We start from the raw sequence: 22,014 nt of genomic DNA on the forward strand, positions 1-22,014 counted from the left end.
CCCTTGTCTTGCCGGAAGCTTCAATGGAACGCCCGCGTTTTCGTCGCCTTTTCCTTCACCCCCGATTCTGGGCCCTGTGGCTGGGCCTGGGCCTGCTGTGGCTGGTCGCGCAGTTGCCGTACCGCGCCTTGCTCGGCCTGGGGCGCGCCCTGGGCGCGGTGATGTACCGGCTGGCCGGCGAGCGTCGGCGCATCGCCGCGCGCAACCTGGAACTGTGTTTCCCGGAACTGTCCGGCGACGAACGGCGGCGCTTGCTCAAGGAAAACTTCGCCTCCACCGGCATCGCCTTCTTCGAAATGGCCATGAGCTGGTGGTGGCCAAAGGCCCGCCTGGCGCGCCTGGCGCACATCGAAGGCATCGAGCACCTGCAGGCCGCTCAGCGCGACGGCGAGGGCGCGATCCTGATGGCCGTGCACTTCACCACCCTGGAGATCGGCGCCGCGCTGCTGGGCCAGGTCCATACCATCGACGGCATGTACCGCGAGCACGGCAACCCGGTGTTCGACTTCATCCAGCGCCGTGGCCGCGAGCGCCACAACCTCGACTCGCTGGCGGTGGAGCGCGACGATGTGCGCGGCATGCTCAAGCTGCTGCGCAAGGGCCGGGCGATCTGGTACGCGCCGGACCAGGACTACGGCATGAAGCAGAGCATCTTCGTGCCGCTGTTCGGCATTCCCGCGGCCACCGTCACCGCCACCAGCAAGTTTGCCCGCTTGGGCAAGGCGCGGGTGATTCCCTTCACCCAGAAGCGCCTGGAGGACGGCAGCGGCTATCGTCTGGTGGTGCACCCGCCGCTGGCGGACTTCCCCGGCGAGACCGAGGAAGCCGACTGCCTGCGTATCAACCAGTGGGTCGAAGGCGTGCTGCGCGAGTGCCCCGAGCAGTACCTGTGGGCGCACCGGCGCTTCAAGTCGCGGCCCGAGGGTGAGCCGCGGCTGTACGACAAGAAGAAGCGCTGACCAGCGTCGGCTCTTCGCGGGTAAACCCGCTCCTACAGGGTCGCGGCATGTGCGATACCTGTGGGAGCGGGTTTACCCGCGAAGAGGCCTGGCCTGCAGACAATGATCCAGGGAGGAACAATGACCCCGACCACCGGCCTGATCCTCTCCGGCGGCGGTGCCCGCGCCGCCTACCAGGTTGGCGTACTGGCCGGCATCGCCGAGCTGCTGCCACCCGGCGCGGCCAATCCTTTCCCGGTGATCGTCGGCACCTCCGCCGGGGCGATCAACGCGGTCAAGCTGGCCAGCGGCGCCACCCGCTTCGCCGAGTCGGTGCAACACCTCACCGCCTTCTGGCAGAACTTTCGCAGCCACCTGGTGCTGCGCAGCGATTGGCCCGGGGTGATCCGCCAGGCCAGTCGCTTCGTCGGCCACAGCTTGCTGGGTATCGGCGGCCAGGTGCCGGTGGCGCTGCTCGACAGCCGCCCGTTGCGTCGCCTGCTGCACGAACACCTGGACCTGGATGGCATCGCTCATTCCCTGGCCGCCAACCAGTTGCGCGCCATCGCCGTCACCGCCTTCGGCTACGAGTCTGGCCAGGCGGTGACCTTCTACCAGGGCCGCGACACCATCGAACCCTGGCTGCGCCATCGCCGCATCGGCATGCCCACGCCCCTGACCATCGACCACCTGCTGGCCAGCTCGGCGATTCCGCTGCTGTTCGCTCCGGTGCGCCTGGGCGAGGAGTTCTTCGGCGACGGCGCGGTACGCCAGTCGGCGCCGATCAGCCCAGCGTTGCACCTGGGCGCCAGCCGCGTGCTGGTGGTCGGGGTCAGCGGCAACCCGCAGCGACCAGCGCCGCCGCTACCGACCCAGCGCGTGTTCAGCGGCCAGCAGCCGAGCCTGGCGCAGATCGGCGGGCACATGCTCAACAGCACCTTCATCGACAGCCTCGAGGACGATATCGAGCTGTTGCAGCGGCTCAATCACCTCAGCCACCTGCTGCCGGCGCACCTGAACGCACGGCGCCTGGGCCTGGCGCCGATCGAGGTGCTGGTGGTGGCGCCCAGCCAGCCGCTGGACGAGATCGCCGCCCGTCACCGGCGTGAACTACCGGCGGCGCTCAGGCTGTTCCTGCGCGGGCCGGGAGCGACCAAGACTAGCGGGGCGGGGGTGCTCAGCTACCTGTTGTTCGAGGCCAGCTATTGCAGCGAGCTGATCGAGCTGGGGCGCAAGGATGCCTTGGCCAAGCAGCGGGAGTTGCGTCAGTTCCTGGGGATCTGATGTGCGAGGCTTGACACGTGCCTCTGTAGGAGCGGCCTTGCCGAGGCGTCGGACCGGTCGGAAAGGGCCGCAAAGCGGCCCCGGCAATCTTGAGGTGGGCACACATTCTGGGGCTGCTCTGCAGCCCTTTCGCGGCGCAAGGCCGCTCCTACAGGGGATCGGGGTTGCCCTTATTCAGCGATCTGCAACTTGCGCGCCTGGGTATACACGTAGCGCAGCTTCTCGTACTCGAACGGCGAGTTGGTCTGGCCGTAGTTGAAGTTGGTGGTGTAACGCTTGTCGATGGCCCGCAGCAGTGTGATCTCTGGATGATCCTTGGCGGTATCCGCCACATCGAGGAAGTTGACCGCCTGTTCGCCGGCGTAGTCCACCACCAGCCCGGTGGTGTCGCGCAGGTTCGACGGGCCGAGGATCGGCAGCATGATGTATGGCCCTTCCGGCACGCCGTAGAAGCCCAGGGTCTGGCCGAAGTCCTCGCTCTGGCGCGGCAGGCCCATGCTGGTCGCCGGGTCCCACAGGCCGCCCACGCCGATGAGGGTGTTGAACATCAGCCGCGCAGTGATCTCGGCCGAGCGCTTGCCCTTGAGTTGCAGCACGCTGTTGAACAGGTTGGGCACATCGCCAAGGTTGTTGAAAAAGTTGCTCACCCCGGTGCGCACGAAGCTGGGGGTGATGTAGCGGTAGCCGTCCACCACCGGCAGGAACACCCACTGGTCGAAGCGGTAGTTGAAGTGATAGATGCGCCGGTTCATCGACTCCAGGGGGTCGTAGACATTCAGCGCGGCCAGGGTCGAGCGTTCGAACTCACGCTGGTCCAGGCCGGGGTTGAACTTGAGTTCGCGCAGTGGATCGACAAAGCCGTCGGGCTCCACGGTGAGCGTTTCGGCCTGGTCGGCCTCGATCACGCTGGCACGTGGCGCGACTTCGTCGGCCAGGGCCTGGCCGCTGGCGATCAGGGCGGTGACGAGCAGCAGTCTGTTAACCACGGAAGAACTCCAGCATGGCGTCGCTGTTGACGCGGTAGTTGAGGTTGCCGCAATGGCCGCCATGGGGGTAGAGCGTGAGACGATCGCCGAACACCCGGCGCAGGAAGCCGATGTCGCCAGGGCCGAGGATCACGTCGTCGGCGTTGTGCATCACGGCGATCTTGGGGTTGTCGCGCAGGTAGTCTTCCAGGGCGTACAGGCTGACCTGGTCGACCAGTTGCAGCAGGCTGTTGCCATCGGTGCGCGCCCGCCACATGGGGATCACCTGCTCGGTCAGGTAGCAGTCGAAGTCGCATTGCAGGGCACGCTTGAAGAACGGCGTGAGGCTGCTGCCTTCGGTGATCGGGTATTTCGGCGGGATGATCAGGCCGCGGCGGTTGATCAGGTCGGAGGTGAAGGCGATGTCGGCCGCCGAAAAACGGAACGAGGTGCCGATGAGCATGGCCATCTGCTCGTTGGACAGGTGCTGGCGCGACTTCTGGAAGTCGTACAGCAACGCTTCGTTGAGGTCGATGTAGCCCTTGTCCTGGAAGTAACGGGTCAGCTTTTCCAGCATCAGTTCGTAGAACGTGGTGCTCTTGTCGATGCCCTTGACCCGGGTCTGCACCAGCTTGTCCAGGTTGGTGATCGAGGTGTACAGGTTGACCGGTGGGTTGAGCAGCAGCACACGCTTGAAGTTGAAGCTCTGGCGGGTTTCATCGAGCTTGCTGACGAAGGCCGCGTCCAGCGCCCCCAGGCTGTAGCCGGTGAGGTAGTACTCGCTGACCGGCAAGTGGGCCTGCTGGGCGCGGATCGCCTGCATGACCAGGTACAGGTCCTTGGCGTCCTCGCTCGTCACCCCCGGGGTGGCGTAGCGCGAAGCGGCGCTCATGAAGTCCCAGCTGGTGGGCGAGGACAGCTGCACCACATGGTAGCCGGCCTGGTAGAACAGCTTCTTCAGGTATTCGTTGATGCTGCTGGAGTAGGGCGCGCCGGTCCCGGCGATCAGGAAGATCAGTGGTGCTTCGTGATCCTGCCTGGCCAGGCGGTAGCGCAGCTTCTTCACCGACCAGAAATTGTCCGGCAGGGTGAACTCGCGCTCTGGGCGCAGGGTGAGGCTGTAGTCGGCCTGGTCGATGTCATCGTCGCTGGGCAGCGTCGGGCGCTGGTCCGGCGGGGTGGTGGCGATGGTCGCCTCGAACGGGTTTTTCAGCGGATAGCCGTAGCTCGCGGCGTCGATATCCCGCGCCGATGCGGCCGCAGCCAGGAGCAGGCCGCCGAGCAGGGCGGCGAGGCGCAAAGATCGAAGCATGTAGTCCCCCAAGGAAAACGCAAGGTGGTGCGGTACGCAGGCTAGGACCACGGCAGGTCGGGCAAAGTTGCCCGTCACCCTGGCGTTTGTCGCAACAGATGTTGCCGCGCCGGGCAACATTTGTCTTGTGCAACATAGCTGCAGGGCCATGATTTTGCCTTACTGCGGCCCTTGGGCGATCATGCGGCGTTTCGATTACCGCTTTATGGAGTGCCGGATGTCTCGTTGCTGGCCGGTCTATGCCTTGTTGCTGGGGGTGGCGCTGTGGCTGGCTGCCAGCTACGGCGTGCGTTACGGGTTGATGGAGGATGCTCGCTGGGTGGGGCTGTGCGCGGTGCCGGGGGACGTCTGGCAGTGCCAGGTGCGATCGTTGCTGGGGTTGGCGATTCATTTCCAGGTGATTGCCTGGGCTGGATTGGGGCTGGCGTTGATCGCCCAGCTGACTCCGGCAAGGCTGGGGTGGTGGCTGGCGGTGCTGGCCTTGGTATTCGGGGTTCCGGCGTTGGTGCTCTATACCGCAAGCATCGCGGTGTTCACGGTGGTGCTGGCGGGGTTGCGCTTGGTTCGGCGTGTTTTGCCGGATCGACCCTAGGCCTGCACATTACGCAGCACCTGTAGGAGCGGCCTTGTGTCGCGAAATGGCCGCAAAACGGCCCCGCGATTACGGTGGTGCCGCAGTGGTTGTCGGGGCTGCTGTGCAGCCCTTTCGCGACACAAGGCCGCTCCAGTGATCGCGCCGACCTCAAGCCATGCGCTACGCCTGTGGGAGCGGGTTTATCGGGGCACTGCACCGCCGCGAAGCAAGCGACGCGGTGCCTGGCACCGGCTGTGCCGGTGTTCGCGGCTGAAGCCGCTCCCACAGCGACCGCGCTAGCTTTAGCAGTTGAGCAAGACCGGGATTGCTATCGACGTCATACCTTGCGCAAGCGCAGGCTGCGCCACAATGCCCCGGTCATCAACACGCTGACCACTGCCCACCCCCAGGCCTGCTGATTGCTCAACCCCTCATGGTACAGCTGCGGCGCAATGCCCACGCCGATGATGAACGCCAGCAGCGCGACTTCCGCCCGCCGCGCAGCCAACGGCCGCAGCAGGTACACCGCTGCCGGCAGCAGCAGCGCCGCGCTGGGGAAGCTGCGATAGCGCGGGTCGAACACCATCGCCAGCATGCTCACTGCCGCGGCGAATCCTGCGGCCAGCAACCACGTGCCGCCATGGCGCTCGAGCCAGGTGAACAAGCGCTGGCGCCAGCCCTCGCGACGGGCCAGGGCCAGCGCGCCCTGGGCCAGCACCAGCAGGTTAAGCCCTGCCAGGGCCACGGCCCACAACCATTCCCCGGCAAAGCGGGCATTGGTGCGCATCAGTTCCCCCCACAACCCCAGGCTGCCGGCACCCAGGGCCGCCAGCAACGGCAGCAGCAGGGCGGCGCGGCGGCTTGCCGGGCGCCCGGCAAGTGCCAGGGTCGCCAGCATCAGCAGCACGCTGGCCAGCAACCACTGCGGCCACAGCGCCAGGTTGCTCACCGGCCCTTCGAGCACACCTTTGTCCTGGCGGTCGGCATCGTACAGCCCCCAGTAGCCACCCACCGCACCCTCGCTGGCGCGCTTCCATGGTTGGTCGAAGGCCTCGATCAGGTTGTAGCGCCAGCCATTGGCCTCGGCCAGGGCAACGAAGCCACGGATGAAGCGTGCCTCGTTGACCCGGCTCGGCACCGCGGTCTCGCGCTGGCGGCCTTCGCTGGGCCAGCCGGTTTCGCCGATCAGCACGTCCTTGGGCGCGAAGCGCTGGCCGAATACCTGGCGCACCTCGGCCACATGGGCCAGCGCGGCATCGATGCCACGCGGGTCGTCTTCCCAATACGGCAACAGGTGCAGGGTGATGAAATCCACCGCCGGTGCGATCTGCGGATGTTGCAGCCAGAACTCCCAGACATCGGCATAGGTCACCGGCACTTTCACCTGGCTTTTCACCCGGGCGATCAGCCCGGCCAGGCGTTCGCCGGTTACTTCCTTGCGCAGCAGTGCCTCGTTGCCGACGATCACCGCGCTGACCACGTCTGGGTTGGCATTGGCGGCGGCGATCAGCAGGTCGATCTCCTTGTCGGTGTCCACGGGGTTGGCATTGACCCAGGCGCCGAGCATCACCTTCAGGCCATGCTTGCGGGCCAGCGCCGGAATCGCCTCGAGGCCGGTCTGCGAGTAGGTGCGGATGCACTGGAAGCGTTCGGCGAGCAGGGCCAGGTCGGCATCCATGCGCGCCGGGCGCAGCCGGAAGGGCTGGTCGAACGGCGACTGGTCCTTGTCGAACGGGGTGTAGGAGGCGCATTGCAACTTGTGCATCGGGCTGGCGGCATCGGGCAGCCGTACCGGCTTGCCCAGGCCGTACCAGAGGGCGCCCAGGCCGAGGAAAGCGAGCAGGCAGGCGAGCAGGTAGGGGGTGCGGAACATCGGGTGGTCCATCGTCGAATTCGCAGGCGGGGCTGCACGGCAGCGCCAAGGGCCTGTGATAGTAGCCCGGCGCCAAGCCTTTGGCATGCAAGGATCGCGCAGAGCCATGGCGAGCGATGGCGTTAATGGCACAGTGCTGTCGCTGATCGTTCGCTGGAGGTCGCTGACAGAGCAGGTCGCCTGCGGGGGCAGGTCGATGATGCAGTCTCCAAGACCTGACGAGGGGAAGCCTTGATGACGACTATTACAAGAATGCGACGTTTCCTGGGCGTGGGCACGGCGCTGGTATTGGCCATGAGCACCGCGCAGGCAATGGCCAAGGAAGTCAGCATCGGTTATGTGGATGGTTGGTCCGACAGCGTGGCGACCACCAACGTGGCCGCTGAAGTGATCAGGCAGAAACTCGGCTATGACGTGAAGCTGCAGGCCGTGGCCACCGGCATCATGTGGCAGGGCGTGGCCACCGGCAAGCTGGACGCCATGCTTTCGGCCTGGCTGCCGGTGACCCACGGTGAATACTGGGCCAAGAACAAGGACAACGTGGTCGACTACGGCCCCAACTTCAAGGACGCCAAGATCGGCCTGATCGTCCCCGAGTACGTCAAGGCCAACAGCATCGAGGACCTCAAGACCGACCAGAGCTTCAAGCAGAAGATCGTCGGCATCGACGCCGGCTCCGGGGTCATGCTCAAGACCGAGCAAGCGATCAAGGACTACGACCTGACCGGCTACAAGCTCACCGCCAGTTCCGGCGCGGCGATGACCGCCGAACTGGGGCGTTCCTACGCCAAGCAGCAGTCCATCGCGGTGACCGGCTGGGTGCCGCACTGGATGTTCGCCAAGTGGAAGCTGAAGTTCCTCGAGGACCCCAAGGGCGTGTATGGCGCGGCCGAGACGGTCAACAGCATCGGCAGCAAGGAGCTGGCGAGCAAGGCGCCGGAAGTGGCCGAGTTCCTGAAGAAGTTCCAGTGGCAGTCCAAGGACGAGATCGGCGAGGTGATGCTGGCGATCCAGGAAGGCGCCAAGCCTGATGCGGCGGCCAAGGACTGGGTGGCCAAGCATCCGGAGCGGGTCAAGGAGTGGACCGGCAAGTAACCTCGTCATAGAGGCCAATGCGACCATTTCGCGGGTAAACCCGCTCCCACAGGGTCACCACAAATTTGAGCATTGTGGTGACCCTGTGGGAGCGGGTTTACCCGCGAATGGATGCACACCGGCCTCTGGTTGTTACCAAATCTGTAAAACACCGTTGCATCTAAGACTAAGGTCGTCTGGTTGGCGTCCAGCGGCAGCATAAAGTGGAGTCGGGTTCTCCCTAATCTGTGCTGCTAGGACAAAAACAATGAACGACAGCATTTACCTCTCGATACAGAACAGCCCGCGCTTCAAGGAGCTGGTCACCAAGCGCGAGCGCTTCGCCTGGATTCTCTCGGCGATCATGCTCGGCCTGTACTGCGCCTTCATCCTCCTCATCGCCTATGGCCCGCAGGTCCTGGGCGCCAAGCTCAGCCCCGACTCGTCGATCACCTGGGGCATTCCCCTGGGCGTCGGCCTGATCGTCTCGGCATTCGTGCTCACGGCCATCTACGTACGCCGTGCCAATGGCGAGTTCGATGAGCTGAACAAGGCCATTCTCGAGGAGGCCAAGCAATGATCCGTCACGCCAAAGCCCTGGCCGTCCTGGCCTGCGGCGCTTTCGCACCCGCCGTGTGGGCCGCCGATGCCCTGACCGGCGAGGTGCACAAGCAGCCGCTGAACGTTTCGGCGATCGCCATGTTCGTGGCCTTCGTCGCTTTCACCCTGGGGATTACCTACTGGGCCTCCAAACGCAACAAGTCGGCGGCCGACTACTACGCCGCCGGCGGCAAGATCACCGGCTTCCAGAACGGCCTGGCGATTGCCGGCGACTACATGTCGGCGGCCTCGTTCCTGGGGATTTCCGCGCTGGTGTTCACCTCCGGCTACGACGGCCTGATCTACTCCATCGGCTTCCTGGTCGGCTGGCCGATCATCCTGTTCCTGATTGCCGAGCGCCTGCGCAACCTGGGCAAGTACACCTTTGCCGACGTTGCCTCGTACCGCCTCGGGCAAAAAGAAATCCGCACCCTGTCGGCCTCCGGCTCGCTGGTGGTGGTGGCCTTCTACCTGATCGCGCAGATGGTCGGCGCCGGCAAGCTGATCCAGCTGCTGTTCGGCCTCGACTACCATGTTGCGGTGATCCTGGTCGGCATCCTGATGTGCCTGTACGTGCTGTTCGGCGGCATGCTCGCCACCACCTGGGTGCAGATCATCAAGGCGGTGCTGCTGCTGTCCGGTGCCAGCTTCATGGCGCTGATGGTAATGAAGCACGTCGGCTTCGACTTCAACACCCTGTTCTCCGAGGCGATCAAAGTGCACGCCAAGGGCGAGGCGATCATGAGCCCGGGCGGCCTGGTCAAGGATCCGATCTCGGCGTTCTCGCTGGGCCTGGCGCTGATGTTCGGCACCGCCGGCCTGCCGCACATCCTGATGCGCTTCTTCACCGTCAGCGACGCCAAGGAAGCCCGCAAGTCGGTGCTCTACGCCACCGGTTTCATCGGCTACTTCTACATCCTGACTTTCATCATCGGCTTTGGCGCGATCCTGCTGGTCAGCACCAACCCTGACTTCAAGGACGCCGCCGGCGCGCTGATTGGCGGCAACAACATGGCTGCGGTGCACCTGGCCGATGCCGTGGGTGGCAGCGTGTTCCTCGGCTTCATCTCGGCGGTGGCCTTCGCCACCATCCTGGCGGTGGTCGCCGGCCTGACCCTGGCTGGTGCCTCGGCGGTGTCCCACGACCTGTACGCCAGCGTCTGGCGCAAAGGCAAGGCCAATGACAAGGACGAGATCCGCGTGTCGAAGATCACCACCGTCGCCCTGGGCGTGCTGGCGATTGGCCTGGGTATTCTGTTCGAGAACCAGAACATCGCCTTCATGGTCGGCCTGGCGTTCTCCATCGCCGCCAGCTGCAACTTCCCGGTGCTGCTGCTCTCGATGTACTGGAAGAAACTGACTACCCGCGGCGCCATGATCGGCGGCTGGCTGGGCCTGGTCAGCGCGGTCGGCCTGATGGTCCTCGGCCCGACCATCTGGGTGCAGATCCTCGGCCACGAGAAAGCCATCTACCCGTACGAGTATCCGGCGCTGTTCTCGATGATCATCGCCTTCGTCGGCATCTGGTTCTTCTCGGTCACCGACAAGTCCAAGGCCGCCGCAGACGAACGCGCGCTGTTCTTCCCGCAGTTCGTCCGTTCGCAGACTGGCCTGGGGGCCAGTGGCGCCGTGTCGCACTGAGTCATTGAGCTGCACGCGCAACGCCCCGGCCTTGGCCGGGGCGTTGTCGTTTCAGGGCGTCATATATGCCCCAGCAACACCAGGACCAGCAGGATCACCAGCACCACGCCGACGATACCGGACGGGCCGTAGCCCCAGGCGCGGGAGTGGGGGAAGACCGGTAAGCCACCGATCAGCAGCAGGATCAGGATGATGATGAGGATCGTGGTCATGGCGGAGTCCTTGCGTGAGGAAAGGGCTGGGGCGCGTGATGCCGGCGCTTACAGATACCGACCCATGCCGTCGGGCAAAGATTCAATCCGTTGACGGCGTCTGCACGCTGGATACCGCCTTATTCAGCACCCTGATGCCGCACCGCCGCCAGGCCCGTTGTGGCTAGACTCCAGGCCACTCCCACTGCTCAAGGCGCTTGACCATGCACAACCGAATGATGATCACCGGAGCCGGTTCCGGCCTGGGCCGCGAGATCGCCCTGCGCTGGGCGCGCGATGGTTGGCGACTGGCCTTGGCGGACGTCAACGAGAGCGGTTTGCGGGAAACCCTGGCGCTGGTGCGCCAGGCCGGTGGCGATGGCTTCACCCAGCGCTGCGACGTGCGCGACTACAGCCAGCTCACCGCCCTGGCCCAGGCCTGCGAAGAGAAGTTCGGCGGCATCGACGTGATCGTCAACAACGCCGGGGTCGCCTCGGGCGGTTTTTTCGCCGAGCTGTCGCTGGAGGATTGGGACTGGCAGATCGCGGTCAACCTGATGGGCGTGGTCAAAGGCTGCAAGGCGTTTTTGCCGCAGCTCGAGCGCAGCCGCGGGCGGATCATCAACATCGCGTCGATGGCGGCCTTGATGCAGGGCCCGGGGATGAGCAACTACAACGTCGCCAAGGCCGGCGTGCTGGCGCTGTCCGAGAGCCTGCTGGTGGAGTTGCGCCAGGTCGAGGTGGCGGTGCATGTGGTCTGCCCGTCGTTCTTCCAGACCAACCTGCTCGAATCTTTCCGCGGCCCGAACCCGGCGATGAAGGCCCAGGTTGGCAAGTTGCTGGAAGGCTCGCCGATCAGTGCCGCCGATATCGCCGAGCATATCCATGCCAAGGTCGCGGCGGGGGAGTTCCTCATCCTGCCCCACGAAGCCGGACGCCAGGCCTGGCAGCTCAAGTGCCAAGCGCCGCAGCGACTGTACGACGAGATGGCGGACATGGCGGTGAAGATGCGTGCCAAACAACGCCGAAGCAATAGCTGCTAGGCGCTGTCTGTAGGGCTTTTTACCTGGCTCGGTAGGACTGGTCTATTTGTCGCGCGAACGATTGAGTAGGTGAAAGATCCCGGTGCAGTCTCCGGTTTTCCCTTGAGCAGGAGGACTGGAACATGCTGGTAATCGGACGTGAAGTAGGCGAGGTAATCGTCATTGCCGACAACATCAGGATCCAGGTGATGGGCATCGAGCGCAGCGGCCAGGTGCGCTTCGGCATCATGGCCCCGCGCGAGGTGGAAGTGCACCGGGTCGAGGTGTACAAGCGCATCAAGGAGCAGGCGCAGGACAAGGCACAGGCCTGAGTCCTGGTCAGTCGAGCAGTTCCCGCGGCACGTCGTGTTTGGCCAGCAGCTGGCACTGCTGGCTGTCCATGTCGAACAGGATGAACGCCTGCCCCTTGGCCAGCGCCTGGCGTACCCGCAGTACACGGGTTTCCAGCGGTGTGTCGTCGCCGTTGTCGGTGCCGTCACGGGTGACGAAGTCCTCGATCAGGCGGGTCAGGGTGTCGGCTTCGAGTTGGTCGTGGGGGATCAGCATGGGCAGGGCATCGGTGTGTTCATGAGTGCCTGCATGCTACGCGATTCCTCGGCCTTCAGCTCTTGTTTCCTATCAGGCTGTCCACCGCCGGCACCCGGGTGTCGCTCTCCATCTGCGCGTCGTGCTCCAGCTGGTGGCTGAAGCGTTCGAGCGAGGCATTGGCCGGTTGCGAGTCGCTGGAGAACACCGGCGGGCTCAGCAGGTAGGCCGAGAGCAGGCGGCTGAGCGCAGCGAGGCTGTCGATATGGGTGCGTTCGTAACCATGGGTGGCGTCGCAGCCGAAGGCCACCAGCGCGGTGCGGATGTCGTGCCCGGCGGTCACTGCCGAGTGGGCGTCGCTAAAGTAGTAACGGAACAGGTCGCGACGTACCGGTAGATCGTGGTCGCCGGCCAGCTTCAGCAGGTGCCGCGACAGGTGGTAGTCGTAGGGCCCGGAGGAGTCTTGCATGGCCACGCTCACCGCGTGCTCGCTGGACGCTTGCCCCGGCGCCACCGGGGCGATATCGATGCCGACGAACTCGCTGACATCCCAGGGCAGGGCGGCCGCGGCGCCCGAGCCGGTTTCCTCGGTGATGGTGAACAGCGGGTGACAGTCGATCAGCGGCTGCTGGCCGCTGTCCACCACGGCCTTGAGCGCCGCCAGCAGCGCCGCTACGCCAGCCTTGTCGTCCAGGTGGCGAGCACTGATATGGCCGCTTTCGGTGAACTCGGGCAGCGGGTCGAAGGCGACGAAGTCACCGATGGCGATGCCCAAGGCCTCACAGTCGGCGCGAGTGGCGCAGTAGGCATCCAGGCGTACCTCCACGTGCTCCCAGCTGACCGGCATCTGGTCGATGGCGGTGTTGAACGCGTGCCCGCTGGCCATCAGCGGCAGCACGCTGCCACGGTACACGCCGGTGTCGGTGAACACGCTGACCCGGCTGCCCTCGGCGAAGCGGCTCGACCAGCAGCCCACTGCCGCCAGCGCCAGGCGGCCGTTGTCCTGCAGTTGCCGCACGCTGGCACCGATGGTGTCCAGGTGCGCCGACACGGCGCGGTCGGGTGAGTTCTGCCGGCCCTTGAGGGTGGCGCGGATGGTGCCGCGCCGGGTCAGTTCGAAGGGAATGCCCAGTTCGTCCAGGCGCTCGGCCACATAGCGCACGATGGTGTCGGTGAAACCGGTGGGGCTGGGGATGGCGAGCATTTCCAGCAGGACCTGTTTGAGATAGTCGAGGTCGGGTTCGGGGTGTCGTGCTGTCATGGGGGTCCTCTTTTTCCTCTGCCGGCCCCTTCGCGGGACAAGCCCGCTCCTACAGGGGATGCGATTTCTTGTAGGAGTGGGCTTGTCCCGCGAAGGGGCCGGTACTGTGTTACGCCAAAGCCCGGCTATGCGGAAACAGCAAGTCGACAAACCGCTCGGCGGTGGGTTGCGGTTCATGGTTGGCCAGTCCGGCCCGCTCGTTGGCCTCGATGATCACGTAGTCCGGGTGCTCGGCATCGCGGACCATGAAGTCCAGGCCCACCACCGGGATTTCCAGGGCACGGGCGGCGCGCACGGCGGCATCGGCGAGCACCGGGTGCAGGCGCTCGGTGACGTCTTCCAGGGTGCCGCCGGTGTGCAGGTTGGCGGTACGGCGCACCGCCAGTCGTTGCCCGGCCAGGAGGATGTCGTCGTAGCCCAGGCCGGCCGCCTTGAGCGTGCGTTCGGTCTCGTCGTCCAGCGGGATGCGACTTTCGCCGCCGGTGGCGGCCTGGCGACGACGGCTCTGCGCCTCGATCAACCTGCGGATGCTGTGCTTGCCATCGCCAATGACTTGCGCCGGATGGCGGATCGCCGCTGCCACCACTTCGTAGCCGATCACCACGATGCGCAGGTCGCTGCCGGCATGGTAGCTCTCCAGCAGCACGCGGCTGTCGACGCGTCGGGCCTGCTCCACGGCATGGCTGACCTCGTCGAGGGTGGTCAGGTTGACCGCCACCCCCTGGCCCTGTTCACCATCCACCGGCTTGACCACCAGGGCGCCATGCTCGTCGAGGAACGCTTGGTTGTCGTCGACGTCGCCCGCCAACTGCTGCGCCGGCACCTGCAACCCGGCGTTGTGCAGGGTGTGGCGGGTCAGGCGTTTGTCCTGGCAGAGGGTCATGGTCACGGCGCTGGTCAGGTCGCTCAGCGACTCGCGGCAGCGGATGCGCCGCCCGCCGAGGCTGAGGGTGAACAGGCCGCCGGCGGCATCGTCGACCTGTACTTCGATGCCACGGCGCAATGCCTCGTCGACGATGATCCGGGCGTAGGGGTTGAGGGTCGCCTCGGGGCCGGGGCCGAGGAACAGTTGCTGGTTGATGCCGTTCTTACGCTTGATCGCGAAGGTCGGCAGGTTGCGAAAGCCCAGCTTCTGGTACAGGCGCTTGGCCTGGTGGTTGTCGTGCAGCACAGACAGGTCCAAGCAGCTCAGGCCACGGCTCATGAAATGCTCGATCAGGTGGCGCACCAGCACCTCGCCGACGCCTGGGCGGGTGCAGTGCGGGTCCACCGCCAGGCACCACAGGCTGCTGCCGTGTTCAGGGTCGTCGAAGGCCTTGCTGTGGTCCAGGCCCATGACGCTGCCGATGACCGTGTTGCTGTCTTCGTCCTCGGCCAGCCAGTACACCGGGCCTCCCAGGCGGCGTGGGGTGAGGCGCTCGACATCGATCGGCAGCATGCCGCGGGCCTGGTACAAGGTATTGATGGCCTGCCAGTCCGCCGCGCTCTGTGCCCGGCGGATGCGAAAACCACGGAATACCCGCTGCGCTGGGCGGTAGTCGGTGAACCACAGGCGCAGGGTGTCCGACGGGTCGAGGAACAGCTGTTGCGGTGCCTGGGCCAGCACCTGCTGCGGGGCGGCGACGTACAGGGCGATGTCGCGTTCGCCACCGCGCTCCGCGAGCAGGTCTTCGGCCAGGGTCAGCGGGTCGGCGTAGGTATGCCCGATCAGTAGCCGGCCCCAGCCGCAATGCAGCGCCCGAGGCCGGTCGTGGGGTTCGCTGCCGTCGCCGGCCAGGCGCGCCTGCAGGCGCTCGTAGGACGGCGCCTGGCCGCGCAGCAGGCGCTGACCGTAGGCGATCTCGTGGGCTTTCATCGGTCAGATTCCTTGTTCGCTGAGCCACAGGTTCAGGGCAGCCAGCTGCCACAGCTTGGAGCCGCGCAGCGGGGTGAGCTGGCCATGGGGGTTGCTCAGCAGGCGGTCGAGCATCGCTGGGTTGAACAGGCCACGGTCCTGGCTCGGGTCGGTCAGCAGCTCGCGCACCCAGTCCAGGGTGGCGCCTTGCAGGTGCTTGAGGCCAGGCACCGGGAAGTAGCCTTTCTTGCGGTCGATCACCGCATGGGGAATGACCCGTCGCGCCGCCTGCTTGAGCACCTGTTTGCCGCCGTCGGGCAGCTTGAAGCGCGCTGGGATGCGCGCCGACAGCTCGACCAGGCGATAGTCCAGGAACGGCGTGCGCGCCTCCAGGCCCCAGGCCATGGTCATGTTGTCCACCCGTTTGACCGGGTCGTCCACCAGCATCACCGTGCTGTCCAGGCGCAGGGCCTTGTCCACCGCGTCCGGCGCGCCGGGGTTGGCGAAATGCTCGCGGACGAAGTCGCCGGCCGCGTCGTTGTCCAGGCGCCACGGCGCCTGCACGGTATCGCGGTATTCGGCGTGGCTGCGGTCGAAGAACGCCTCGCGATAGGCAGCGAAGGCATCCTCGGCGCCGTTCACCTGCGGGTACCAGTGGTAGCCAGCGAACAGCTCATCAGCACCCTGGCCGCTCTGCACACCTTTGCAATGCTTGGCCACCTCCCGCGAGAGCAGGTAGAAGGCGATGCAGTCATGGCTGACCATCGGCTCGCTCATGGCGCGGAAGGCAGCTGGCAGTTGCTCGATGATCTCGTGCTCGGCGATGCGCAGCTTGTGGTGGCGGGTGTGGTAATGGCTGGCGATCAGGTCGGAGTACTGGAACTCGTCGCCGCGCTCGCCGCCGGCGTCCTCGAAGCCGATGGAGAAGGTCGACAGGTCGTCCACGCCGGCCTCGCGCAGCAGGCCGACCAGCAGGCTGGAGTCGACGCCGCCGGAGAGCAGCACGCCAACATCCACCGCTGCGCGCTGGCGAATCGCCACGGCGTCGCGGGTGGCGTCGAGCACGCGGCTGGTCCAGCCTTCCAGGTCGAGTTCGCGCTCGTCCGGGTTCGGGCCGTAGTGCAGTTGCCACCAGGTCTGGCGCTCGACCTCGCCATGGCGGTCGATGCGCATCCAGGTGCCGGGCTCGAGCTTCTGCACGTTGGCCAGCAGGGTGCGTGGCGCCGGCACCACGGCATGGAAGTTGAGGTAGTGGTTGAGCGCCACCGGGTCGATCATCGGGTCGATGTCGCCGCCCTTGAGCAAGGCTGGCAGGGTCGAGGCGAAGCGCAGGCGCTCGCCGTTGCGCGACAGATACAAGGGCTTCACGCCGAGGCGGTCGCGGGCCAGGAACAGGCGCTGGGCATCGCGCTCCCAGATCGCCAGGGCGAACATGCCGTTGAGTTTGGGCAGCAGCGCCGCGCCCCAGGCGTGGTAGCCCTTGAGCAGCACCTCGGTGTCGCCGTCGGACCAGAAGCTGTAGCCCAGGGTCTGCAGTTCTTCGCGCAGTTCGGGGAAGTTGTAGATGGCGCCATTGAAGGCCAGCGACAGGCCCAGGGTGCTGTCGACCATGGGCTGGGCCGAGCCGTCGGACAGGTCCATGATCTTCAGCCGGCGGTGGCCGAGGGCGATCGGGCCCTGGCTATGGAAGCCCCAGGCGTCGGGGCCGCGGGGCGCCAGGTGGTGGGTGATGCGCTCCACCGCGGCGAGGTCCGCCGGGCGAGGGGCTTGGTCGATGGGGGTGAAACGTAACTCTCCTGCTAATCCGCACATAAGTCCTTACCGGTTTTGCCGTTGGGGAAGGTGCCCAAAATGGGGGCACTTAGGTAGGGACCGGAGCAGGTTGTGAGAGTTTTAGATCAATCTGTTATATGTGTTGTCGGGGACTGGGACCGCTGTGCGGTCCTTTCGCGGCACAAGGCCGCTCAGGGGAACGCGCATCTCTCTGGAGCGGCCTTGTGCCGCGAAAGGGCCGCAAAGCGACCCCGGCGATCCGGCTATTTACCGCGAATCAACCGGCGCAATGCGAACCTGTTCGGGTGGCAGGCCTCGGCCACGGCTCTGGCCATTGGCAACGGCTCACCACTGACCCACGCCGCAATCAACTCCCCGGACAGCGGTGCAGTAATCAAACCGCGCGAACCATGCCCGCTGTTCACATACAACCCCTCCAGCCACGGGCAGGCCGCATCCGGCACTTGTCGCGCATTCTTGGCTAGCATGGCGTAGGCCTGGTTGAACGCCTCGACATCGGCCACCGGCCCGACGATCGGCAGGTAGTCCGGGCTGGTGCAACGGAACGCCGCCCGGCCCTGCAATTGCGCCGGATCCAGCTCGGCGGTGCGCAGGCGGGTGGCCAGGTCCGTGGAAATATCATCCAGCAGCGCCAGGTTGCCCTGGTGCTCGGCCACGCTCGGCGCCAGGTCCTCGTTGTGGAAGTCGAAGCTGGCGCCCAGGGTATGTTCATCGCCGCGAGGCGGCGCCACGTAGCCGTCGGCACAGACCACCGTGCGCAGTTCCCGGCTGGTCACGGTGGCCGGCAAGCGGGTGATCTGTCCGCGAATACGCTTGAGCGGCAGCCCGGCGCAGGCGGGGAAGTGACGCACATCGGCGGCCCCGGCCAGCACCACCAGCGGCGCGCTGGCCAGCAGGCGTTCGCCGTCCCAGGCCTGCCACAGGCCGTCGGCCTTGCGCAGCGCGATGACGTTGGCATGGCCGAGCAGGCGGATGCGCGGATGGTTGAGCTGGGCCTGGCACAGCGCCGGTGGGTGCACCCAGCCACCCTCGGGGTAGAACAGGCCGCCGCTGGCCAGCGCTACGCCTGCCACGGCCTCGGCCTGTTCGCGGTCGAGCTGGTGCAGCAGGCTGTGGTCGAAGGCGGCCGCCAGCTTGGCCTGGCGCTCGCCTTCCTTGTCGTCGAAGGCCAGTTGCAGTACGCCGCAGGCGTCCCAGTCCTGGCCGCGTTGCAGGTGTTCGAGCCAGCGACGGGTGTAGCCGAAGCCGGCGAGGATCATCTGCGACAGGGCGGTGCCATGGGCGGACAGCTTCAGATACAGCACGCCCTGGGGGTTGCCCGAGGCCTCCTGGGCCGGCCCGTCGTGGCGCTCCAGCACGCTGACCTGCCAACCCCGGGCCGCCAGGCTGCGCGCCGTGGCGCTGCCCGCCAGGCCGGCACCGATCACCAGCGCCTCACGTGGCCCCGGCAAGGGCGCCGGGCGGGCGTACCAGGGCGCAGCGGGAGCGGCTGGCGCGCCGCTGTAGACGCCGTGCATCACTTCCCATTTCTTGCCGATACCGGGCACCTTCTTCATGGTGAAGCCGGCCTCGATCAGCGAGCGGCGCACCCAGCCGGTGGTGGTGAAGGTGCCTAGGGTGGTGCCGGGGTGCGACAGGCGCGCCAGCTGGGCGAACAGTTCCGGTGTCCACATGTCGGGGTTCTTCGCCGGGGCGAAGCCGTCGAGGAACCAGGCGTCGATGCGCGCGTCCAGTTGCGGCAGTTGCTCCAGCGCATCGCCGATCATCAGCGTGAGGGTGACGCGGCCGCCATCGAGGCTCAGTTGCTGAAAACCCGGATGGATCGCCAGGTACTGATCGAGCAGGGGCCGGGTGAAGGCCGCCAGTTCTGGCCACAGCTGCATGGCACGTTGCAGGTCGTCCCGGCTGAGGGGGTATTTCTCGACGCTGACGAAATGCAGGCGTGCCTCAGGGTGGGCCAGTTCGGCGAACAGCTGCCAGGCGCAGAAGAAGTTCATGCCGGTGCCGAAACCGGTTTCGCCGATCACCAGGCAAGCATGCGGCGCCAGGTCGGCGAAGCGCTGGCGCAGGTGGTTCTGCTCGATGAACACATGCAGCGTCTCGTCGATGCCTTCGTTGATGGCGAAGTAGACATCGTCGTACTGCCGGGAATGGGGGCGGCCCTGGTCGTCCCAGTCGATCTGGGCGTGCAGGGGGAGGGTGGTGTCGGACATGGTCATATTCAAGCCGCAGGTTGCAAGCTGCAAGCTTCAAGCTTCAAGCTTCAAGCTTCAAGCTGCAAGAAAAAAGCGAATAGTGGCACGACCTGCTATTCCTTGCAGCTTGCAGCTTGAGGCTTGAGGCTTGAGGCTTGAGGCTTGCGGCAAATCCATTGAAGGAGCCCTCCATGTTCGAATCCGCCGAAATCGGTCACAGCATCGACAAGGACACCTACGAAGCGGAAGTCCCCGCCTTGCGCGAGGCGCTGCTCGAAACCCAGTACGAACTCAAGCAGCAGGCGCGCTTCCCGGTGATCGTACTGATCAACGGCATCGAGGGCGCTGGCAAGGGCGAGACGGTCAAGCTGCTCAACGAATGGATGGACCCGCGCCTGATCGAGGTGCGCACCTTCGACCAGCAGACCGACGAGGAACTGGCCCGGCCACCGGCCTGGCGCTACTGGCGGGCGCTGCCGCCAAAGGGGCGGATGGGCGTGTTCTTCGGCAACTGGTACAGCCAGATGCTCGAAGGCCGGGTGCACGGCCTGTTCAAGGACGCCGTGCTCGACCAGGCCATCGCCGGCGCCGAGCGTCTGGAGCAGATGCTCTGCGACGAAGGCGCGCTGATCATCAAGTTCTGGTTCCACCTGTCCAAGAAACAGATGAAGGCGCGGCTCAAGGCGCTGCGCGACGACCCGCTGCACAACTGGCGCATCAGCCCGCTGGATTGGCAGCAGTCGCAAACCTACGACCGTTTCGTGCGCTTCGGCGAGCGGGTGCTGCGCCGCACCAGCCGCGACTACGCGCCCTGGCATGTGGTCGAGGGCGTCGACCCGCATTACCGCAGCCTGGCAGTGGGGCGCATCCTGCTGGAGAGCCTGCAGGCGGCCCTGGCCAACAACCCCAAGGGCAAGCACCAGGGCAATGTCGCGCCGCTGGGGCGCAGCATCGACCAGAAGAGCCTGCTCGGCGCCCTGGACATGAGCCTGAGCCTGGACAAGAAGGACTACGCCGAGCAACTGGTCACCGAACAGGCACGCCTGGCCGGCCTGCTGCGCGACAAACGCATGCGTCGCCATGCGCTGGTGGCGGTGTTCGAGGGCAATGACGCGGCGGGCAAGGGCGGGGCGATTCGCCGTGTGGCGGCGGCGCTGGACCCGCGCCAGTACCGCATCGTGCCGATTGCCGCGCCGACCGAGGAAGAGCGTGCCCAGCCCTACCTGTGGCGGTTCTGGCGGCACATCCCGGCGCGCGGCAAGTTCACTATCTTCGACCGTTCCTGGTATGGGCGCGTGCTGGTGGAGCGGGTCGAGGGCTTTTGCAGCCCGGCCGACTGGATGCGCGCCTACGGCGAGATCAACGACTTCGAGGAACAGCTGAACAACGCTGGGGTGGTGGTGGTCAAGTTCTGGCTGGCCATCGACCCGCAGACCCAGCTGGAGCGCTTTGAGGAGCGCGAGCAGATTCCGTTCAAGCGCTACAAGATCACCGAGGAAGACTGGCGTAACCGCGACAAGTGGGATGTCTACGCCGAGGCGGTGGGCGACATGGTCGACCGCACCAGTACCGAGATCGCGCCGTGGACCCTGGTGGAGGCCAACGACAAGCGCTGGGCGCGGGTGAAGGTGCTGCGCACCATCAACCAGGCGCTGGAGGCGGCGTTCGCCAAGGACAAAAAATAATCGCGGGTAAACCCGCTCTCACATGGGGAACGATGATCCCTGTGGGAGCGGGTTTATCCGTGAAGAGGCCGGCTCAGCCCTTCAGGGCATGCCCCCGAGGAATGACCTGATGAAAACATTTCCCGCCACATCCCCCCCGGCAAGCCTTTAGACTGGACCTTTCTCCACCAAGGCCCGACTCGAGGACGCCATGCACACTTCTTCCGGACGCTGGGTCCAAGGCCTGTTGCTGGCGCTGTTGACCGCGTTTCTCTGGGGCATCCTGCCGATCAAGCTCAAGCAGGTGCTGCAGGTGATGGACCCGATAACCGTGACCTGGTATCGCCTGGCCGTTTCCGGCAGCCTGCTGTTGGCCTGGCTGGCGGCCAACCGCCGCTTGCCGTCGCTGCGCCGGCTCGGCACCAAGGGCAAGGGCCTGGTGGTCGTCGCGGTGGCGGGCCTGGTCGGCAACTATGTGCTCTATCTGGTTGGCCTGCAGCTGCTCAGCCCCGGCACCGCGCAACTGGTGGTGCAGTTGGGCCCGGTGCTGTTGCTGGTGGCCAGCGTGTTCGTGTTCAAGGAGCGCTTCAGCCTGGGGCAAGGCCTGGGCCTGCTGGTGCTGCTGGTGGGGTTCGGGCTGTTCTTCAACCAGCGCCTGGAAGAGCTGCTCGGATCGCTGGGCACCTATACCACCGGGGTCCTGACCATCATCCTGGCGACCAGCATCTGGGTGTTCTACGCCCTGAGCCAGAAGCAACTGCTGACGGTATGGCACTCGCAACAGGTGATGATGGTGATCTACCTGTGCTGCGCGCTGCTGCTCACGCCCTGGGCGCATCCGCTGGAGGCGTTGCAGTTGAGCCCCTTGCAAGGTTGGCTGTTGCTGGCCTGCTGCCTGAACACCCTGGTGGCCTATGGCGCGTTCGCCGAGGCGCTGGCGCATTGGGAGGCCTCGCGGGTGAGCGCGACCCTGGCGCTGACGCCGCTGGTGACCTTCGTCGCAGTGGCGCTGGCGGCCTGGCTGTGGCCGGACTATGTGCAGGCCGAACAGATCAACGCCTTGGGTTATGTGGGGGCGGCGACGGTGGTGCTGGGCTCGGCGCTGGTGGCCCTGGGGCCGTCGTTGATCGCGGGATGGCGGGCGCGGATAGCGCAGGTTCGCTGAAGGCTGGTGTTGGCGTCTTCGCGGGTAAACCCGCTCCCACAGGGATTGCACAGGCCTGAAGGCAGTGAGCAACCTGTGGGA

At 65.8% G+C, this 22,014-nt stretch carries 19 protein-coding genes; 10 read left to right on the forward strand and 9 right to left on the reverse strand.

Features of this window, described 5'->3' with window-relative positions; all coding sequences use genetic code 11:
• Positions 1-23: 23 nt before the first annotated feature.
• Complete coding sequence (locus HU772_RS06620) at positions 24-959, forward strand: lipid A biosynthesis lauroyl acyltransferase (RefSeq protein ID WP_186655760.1); 936 nt, start codon at positions 24-26, stop codon at positions 957-959.
• Positions 960-1,079: 120 nt separating this feature from the next.
• Positions 1,080-2,222, forward strand: a complete 1,143-nt coding sequence (locus HU772_RS06625) for a patatin-like phospholipase family protein (protein ID WP_186655772.1) — start codon at positions 1,080-1,082, stop codon at positions 2,220-2,222.
• 170 nt (positions 2,223-2,392) lie between these two features.
• On the opposite strand, the gene HU772_RS06630 is transcribed toward HU772_RS06625, so the two are convergent.
• Both HU772_RS06630 and HU772_RS06635 read right to left on the reverse strand, forming a co-directional pair.
• On the reverse strand, positions 2,393-3,208 hold the full coding sequence (locus HU772_RS06630; RefSeq protein ID WP_186655775.1) for an MlaA family lipoprotein: 816 nt from the start codon (positions 3,206-3,208) through the stop codon (positions 2,393-2,395).
• Positions 3,201-4,499, reverse strand: a complete 1,299-nt coding sequence (locus HU772_RS06635) for a serine/threonine protein kinase (protein ID WP_186655778.1) — start codon at positions 4,497-4,499, stop codon at positions 3,201-3,203. The genes HU772_RS06630 and HU772_RS06635 overlap by 8 nt, the downstream gene beginning before the upstream one ends.
• Positions 4,500-4,716: 217 nt before the next feature.
• On the opposite strand from HU772_RS06635, the gene HU772_RS06640 reads away from it, so the two are divergent.
• The gene (locus tag HU772_RS06640; protein ID WP_186655781.1) at positions 4,717-5,091 is read left to right on the forward strand and encodes a hypothetical protein; all 375 of its coding nucleotides are present in this window, start codon (positions 4,717-4,719) and stop codon (positions 5,089-5,091) included.
• A 319-nt stretch (positions 5,092-5,410) separates the two neighbouring features.
• On the opposite strand, the gene HU772_RS06645 is transcribed toward HU772_RS06640, so the two are convergent.
• The gene (locus HU772_RS06645; protein ID WP_186655784.1) at positions 5,411-6,946 is read right to left on the reverse strand and encodes a glycoside hydrolase family 17 protein; all 1,536 of its coding nucleotides are present in this window, start codon (positions 6,944-6,946) and stop codon (positions 5,411-5,413) included.
• Between the two features lie 234 nt (positions 6,947-7,180).
• Here HU772_RS06645 and HU772_RS06650 point away from each other — a divergent pair, with 234 nt between their 5' ends.
• The 3 genes from HU772_RS06650 to HU772_RS06660 all read left to right on the forward strand — a co-directional run bounded on the left by HU772_RS06650 (position 7,181) and on the right by HU772_RS06660 (position 10,261).
• Complete coding sequence (locus tag HU772_RS06650) at positions 7,181-8,041, forward strand: glycine betaine ABC transporter substrate-binding protein (protein WP_186655787.1); 861 nt, start codon at positions 7,181-7,183, stop codon at positions 8,039-8,041.
• A 247-nt stretch (positions 8,042-8,288) separates the two neighbouring features.
• On the forward strand, positions 8,289-8,600 hold the full coding sequence (locus tag HU772_RS06655; protein WP_186655790.1) for a DUF485 domain-containing protein: 312 nt from the start codon (positions 8,289-8,291) through the stop codon (positions 8,598-8,600).
• On the forward strand, positions 8,597-10,261 hold the full coding sequence (locus HU772_RS06660; RefSeq protein ID WP_186655792.1) for a cation acetate symporter: 1,665 nt from the start codon (positions 8,597-8,599) through the stop codon (positions 10,259-10,261). Before HU772_RS06655 ends, HU772_RS06660 begins: the two co-directional genes overlap by 4 nt.
• Positions 10,262-10,320: 59 nt before the next feature.
• On the opposite strand, the gene HU772_RS06665 is transcribed toward HU772_RS06660, so the two are convergent.
• Complete coding sequence (locus tag HU772_RS06665) at positions 10,321-10,473, reverse strand: DUF3309 family protein (RefSeq protein WP_186655795.1); 153 nt, start codon at positions 10,471-10,473, stop codon at positions 10,321-10,323.
• Between the two features lie 203 nt (positions 10,474-10,676).
• Here HU772_RS06665 and HU772_RS06670 point away from each other — a divergent pair, with 203 nt between their 5' ends.
• Positions 10,677-11,495, forward strand: a complete 819-nt coding sequence (locus tag HU772_RS06670) for an SDR family oxidoreductase (RefSeq protein WP_186655797.1) — start codon at positions 10,677-10,679, stop codon at positions 11,493-11,495.
• A 122-nt stretch (positions 11,496-11,617) separates the two neighbouring features.
• A complete protein-coding gene (locus HU772_RS06675; RefSeq protein ID WP_186655814.1) occupies positions 11,618-11,806 on the forward strand; it encodes a carbon storage regulator in 189 nt (62 codons plus the stop codon).
• Positions 11,807-11,813: 7 nt separating this feature from the next.
• Here the strand turns inward: HU772_RS06675 and HU772_RS06680 are convergent, their stop codons facing one another.
• The 5 genes from HU772_RS06680 to mnmC all read right to left on the reverse strand — a co-directional run bounded on the left by HU772_RS06680 (position 11,814) and on the right by mnmC (position 19,122).
• On the reverse strand, positions 11,814-12,041 hold the full coding sequence (locus HU772_RS06680) for a YheU family protein (RefSeq protein WP_186655816.1): 228 nt from the start codon (positions 12,039-12,041) through the stop codon (positions 11,814-11,816).
• A gap of 55 nt (positions 12,042-12,096) precedes the next feature.
• Positions 12,097-13,281, reverse strand: a complete 1,185-nt coding sequence (locus HU772_RS06685) for an osmoprotectant NAGGN system M42 family peptidase (RefSeq protein WP_186655818.1) — start codon at positions 13,279-13,281, stop codon at positions 12,097-12,099.
• A 109-nt stretch (positions 13,282-13,390) separates the two neighbouring features.
• Complete coding sequence (gene ngg, locus HU772_RS06690; protein WP_186655821.1) at positions 13,391-15,136, reverse strand: N-acetylglutaminylglutamine synthetase; 1,746 nt, start codon at positions 15,134-15,136, stop codon at positions 13,391-13,393.
• A 3-nt stretch (positions 15,137-15,139) separates the two neighbouring features.
• Positions 15,140-16,927, reverse strand: coding sequence for an N-acetylglutaminylglutamine amidotransferase (locus tag HU772_RS06695; RefSeq protein ID WP_186655824.1), 1,788 nt, complete (start codon positions 16,925-16,927; stop codon positions 15,140-15,142).
• Positions 16,928-17,151: 224 nt separating this feature from the next.
• Complete coding sequence (gene mnmC / locus HU772_RS06700; protein ID WP_186655826.1) at positions 17,152-19,122, reverse strand: bifunctional tRNA (5-methylaminomethyl-2-thiouridine)(34)-methyltransferase MnmC2/FAD-dependent 5-carboxymethylaminomethyl-2-thiouridine(34) oxidoreductase MnmC1; 1,971 nt, start codon at positions 19,120-19,122, stop codon at positions 17,152-17,154.
• Between the two features lie 173 nt (positions 19,123-19,295).
• On the opposite strand from mnmC, the gene pap reads away from it, so the two are divergent.
• Both pap and HU772_RS06710 read left to right on the forward strand, forming a co-directional pair.
• The gene (gene pap / locus HU772_RS06705) at positions 19,296-20,789 is read left to right on the forward strand and encodes a polyphosphate:AMP phosphotransferase (protein ID WP_186655847.1); all 1,494 of its coding nucleotides are present in this window, start codon (positions 19,296-19,298) and stop codon (positions 20,787-20,789) included.
• 190 nt (positions 20,790-20,979) lie between these two features.
• Positions 20,980-21,933, forward strand: coding sequence for a DMT family transporter (locus tag HU772_RS06710; protein WP_186655849.1), 954 nt, complete (start codon positions 20,980-20,982; stop codon positions 21,931-21,933).
• Positions 21,934-22,014: the final 81 nt, after the last annotated feature.

This window comes from Pseudomonas xantholysinigenes (genome assembly GCF_014268885.2).
Classification (GTDB): Bacteria; Pseudomonadota; Gammaproteobacteria; order Pseudomonadales; family Pseudomonadaceae; genus Aquipseudomonas; species Aquipseudomonas xantholysinigenes.

Excerpts from the sequence above, each read along its gene's own strand:
- mnmC (WP_186655826.1), bottom strand. The coding sequence starts at position 19,122 with ATGTCCGACACCACCCTCCCCCTGCACGCCCAGATCGACTGGGACGAC.
- HU772_RS06650 (WP_186655787.1), top strand. The coding sequence starts at position 7,181 with ATGACGACTATTACAAGAATGCGACGTTTCCTGGGCGTGGGCACGGCG.
- HU772_RS06620 (WP_186655760.1), top strand. The coding sequence starts at position 24 with ATGGAACGCCCGCGTTTTCGTCGCCTTTTCCTTCACCCCCGATTCTGG.
- HU772_RS06640 (WP_186655781.1), top strand. The coding sequence starts at position 4,717 with ATGTCTCGTTGCTGGCCGGTCTATGCCTTGTTGCTGGGGGTGGCGCTG.
- HU772_RS06645 (WP_186655784.1), bottom strand. The coding sequence starts at position 6,946 with ATGTTCCGCACCCCCTACCTGCTCGCCTGCCTGCTCGCTTTCCTCGGC.
- pap (WP_186655847.1), top strand. The coding sequence starts at position 19,296 with ATGTTCGAATCCGCCGAAATCGGTCACAGCATCGACAAGGACACCTAC.
- HU772_RS06710 (WP_186655849.1), top strand. The coding sequence starts at position 20,980 with ATGCACACTTCTTCCGGACGCTGGGTCCAAGGCCTGTTGCTGGCGCTG.
- HU772_RS06625 (WP_186655772.1), top strand. The coding sequence starts at position 1,080 with ATGACCCCGACCACCGGCCTGATCCTCTCCGGCGGCGGTGCCCGCGCC.
- HU772_RS06695 (WP_186655824.1), bottom strand. The coding sequence starts at position 16,927 with ATGTGCGGATTAGCAGGAGAGTTACGTTTCACCCCCATCGACCAAGCC.
- HU772_RS06655 (WP_186655790.1), top strand. The coding sequence starts at position 8,289 with ATGAACGACAGCATTTACCTCTCGATACAGAACAGCCCGCGCTTCAAG.
- HU772_RS06675 (WP_186655814.1), top strand. The coding sequence starts at position 11,618 with ATGCTGGTAATCGGACGTGAAGTAGGCGAGGTAATCGTCATTGCCGAC.
- HU772_RS06670 (WP_186655797.1), top strand. The coding sequence starts at position 10,677 with ATGCACAACCGAATGATGATCACCGGAGCCGGTTCCGGCCTGGGCCGC.
- ngg (WP_186655821.1), bottom strand. The coding sequence starts at position 15,136 with ATGAAAGCCCACGAGATCGCCTACGGTCAGCGCCTGCTGCGCGGCCAG.
- HU772_RS06660 (WP_186655792.1), top strand. The coding sequence starts at position 8,597 with ATGATCCGTCACGCCAAAGCCCTGGCCGTCCTGGCCTGCGGCGCTTTC.
- HU772_RS06680 (WP_186655816.1), bottom strand. The coding sequence starts at position 12,041 with ATGCTGATCCCCCACGACCAACTCGAAGCCGACACCCTGACCCGCCTG.
- HU772_RS06665 (WP_186655795.1), bottom strand. The coding sequence starts at position 10,473 with ATGACCACGATCCTCATCATCATCCTGATCCTGCTGCTGATCGGTGGC.
- HU772_RS06635 (WP_186655778.1), bottom strand. The coding sequence starts at position 4,499 with ATGCTTCGATCTTTGCGCCTCGCCGCCCTGCTCGGCGGCCTGCTCCTG.
- HU772_RS06685 (WP_186655818.1), bottom strand. The coding sequence starts at position 13,281 with ATGACAGCACGACACCCCGAACCCGACCTCGACTATCTCAAACAGGTC.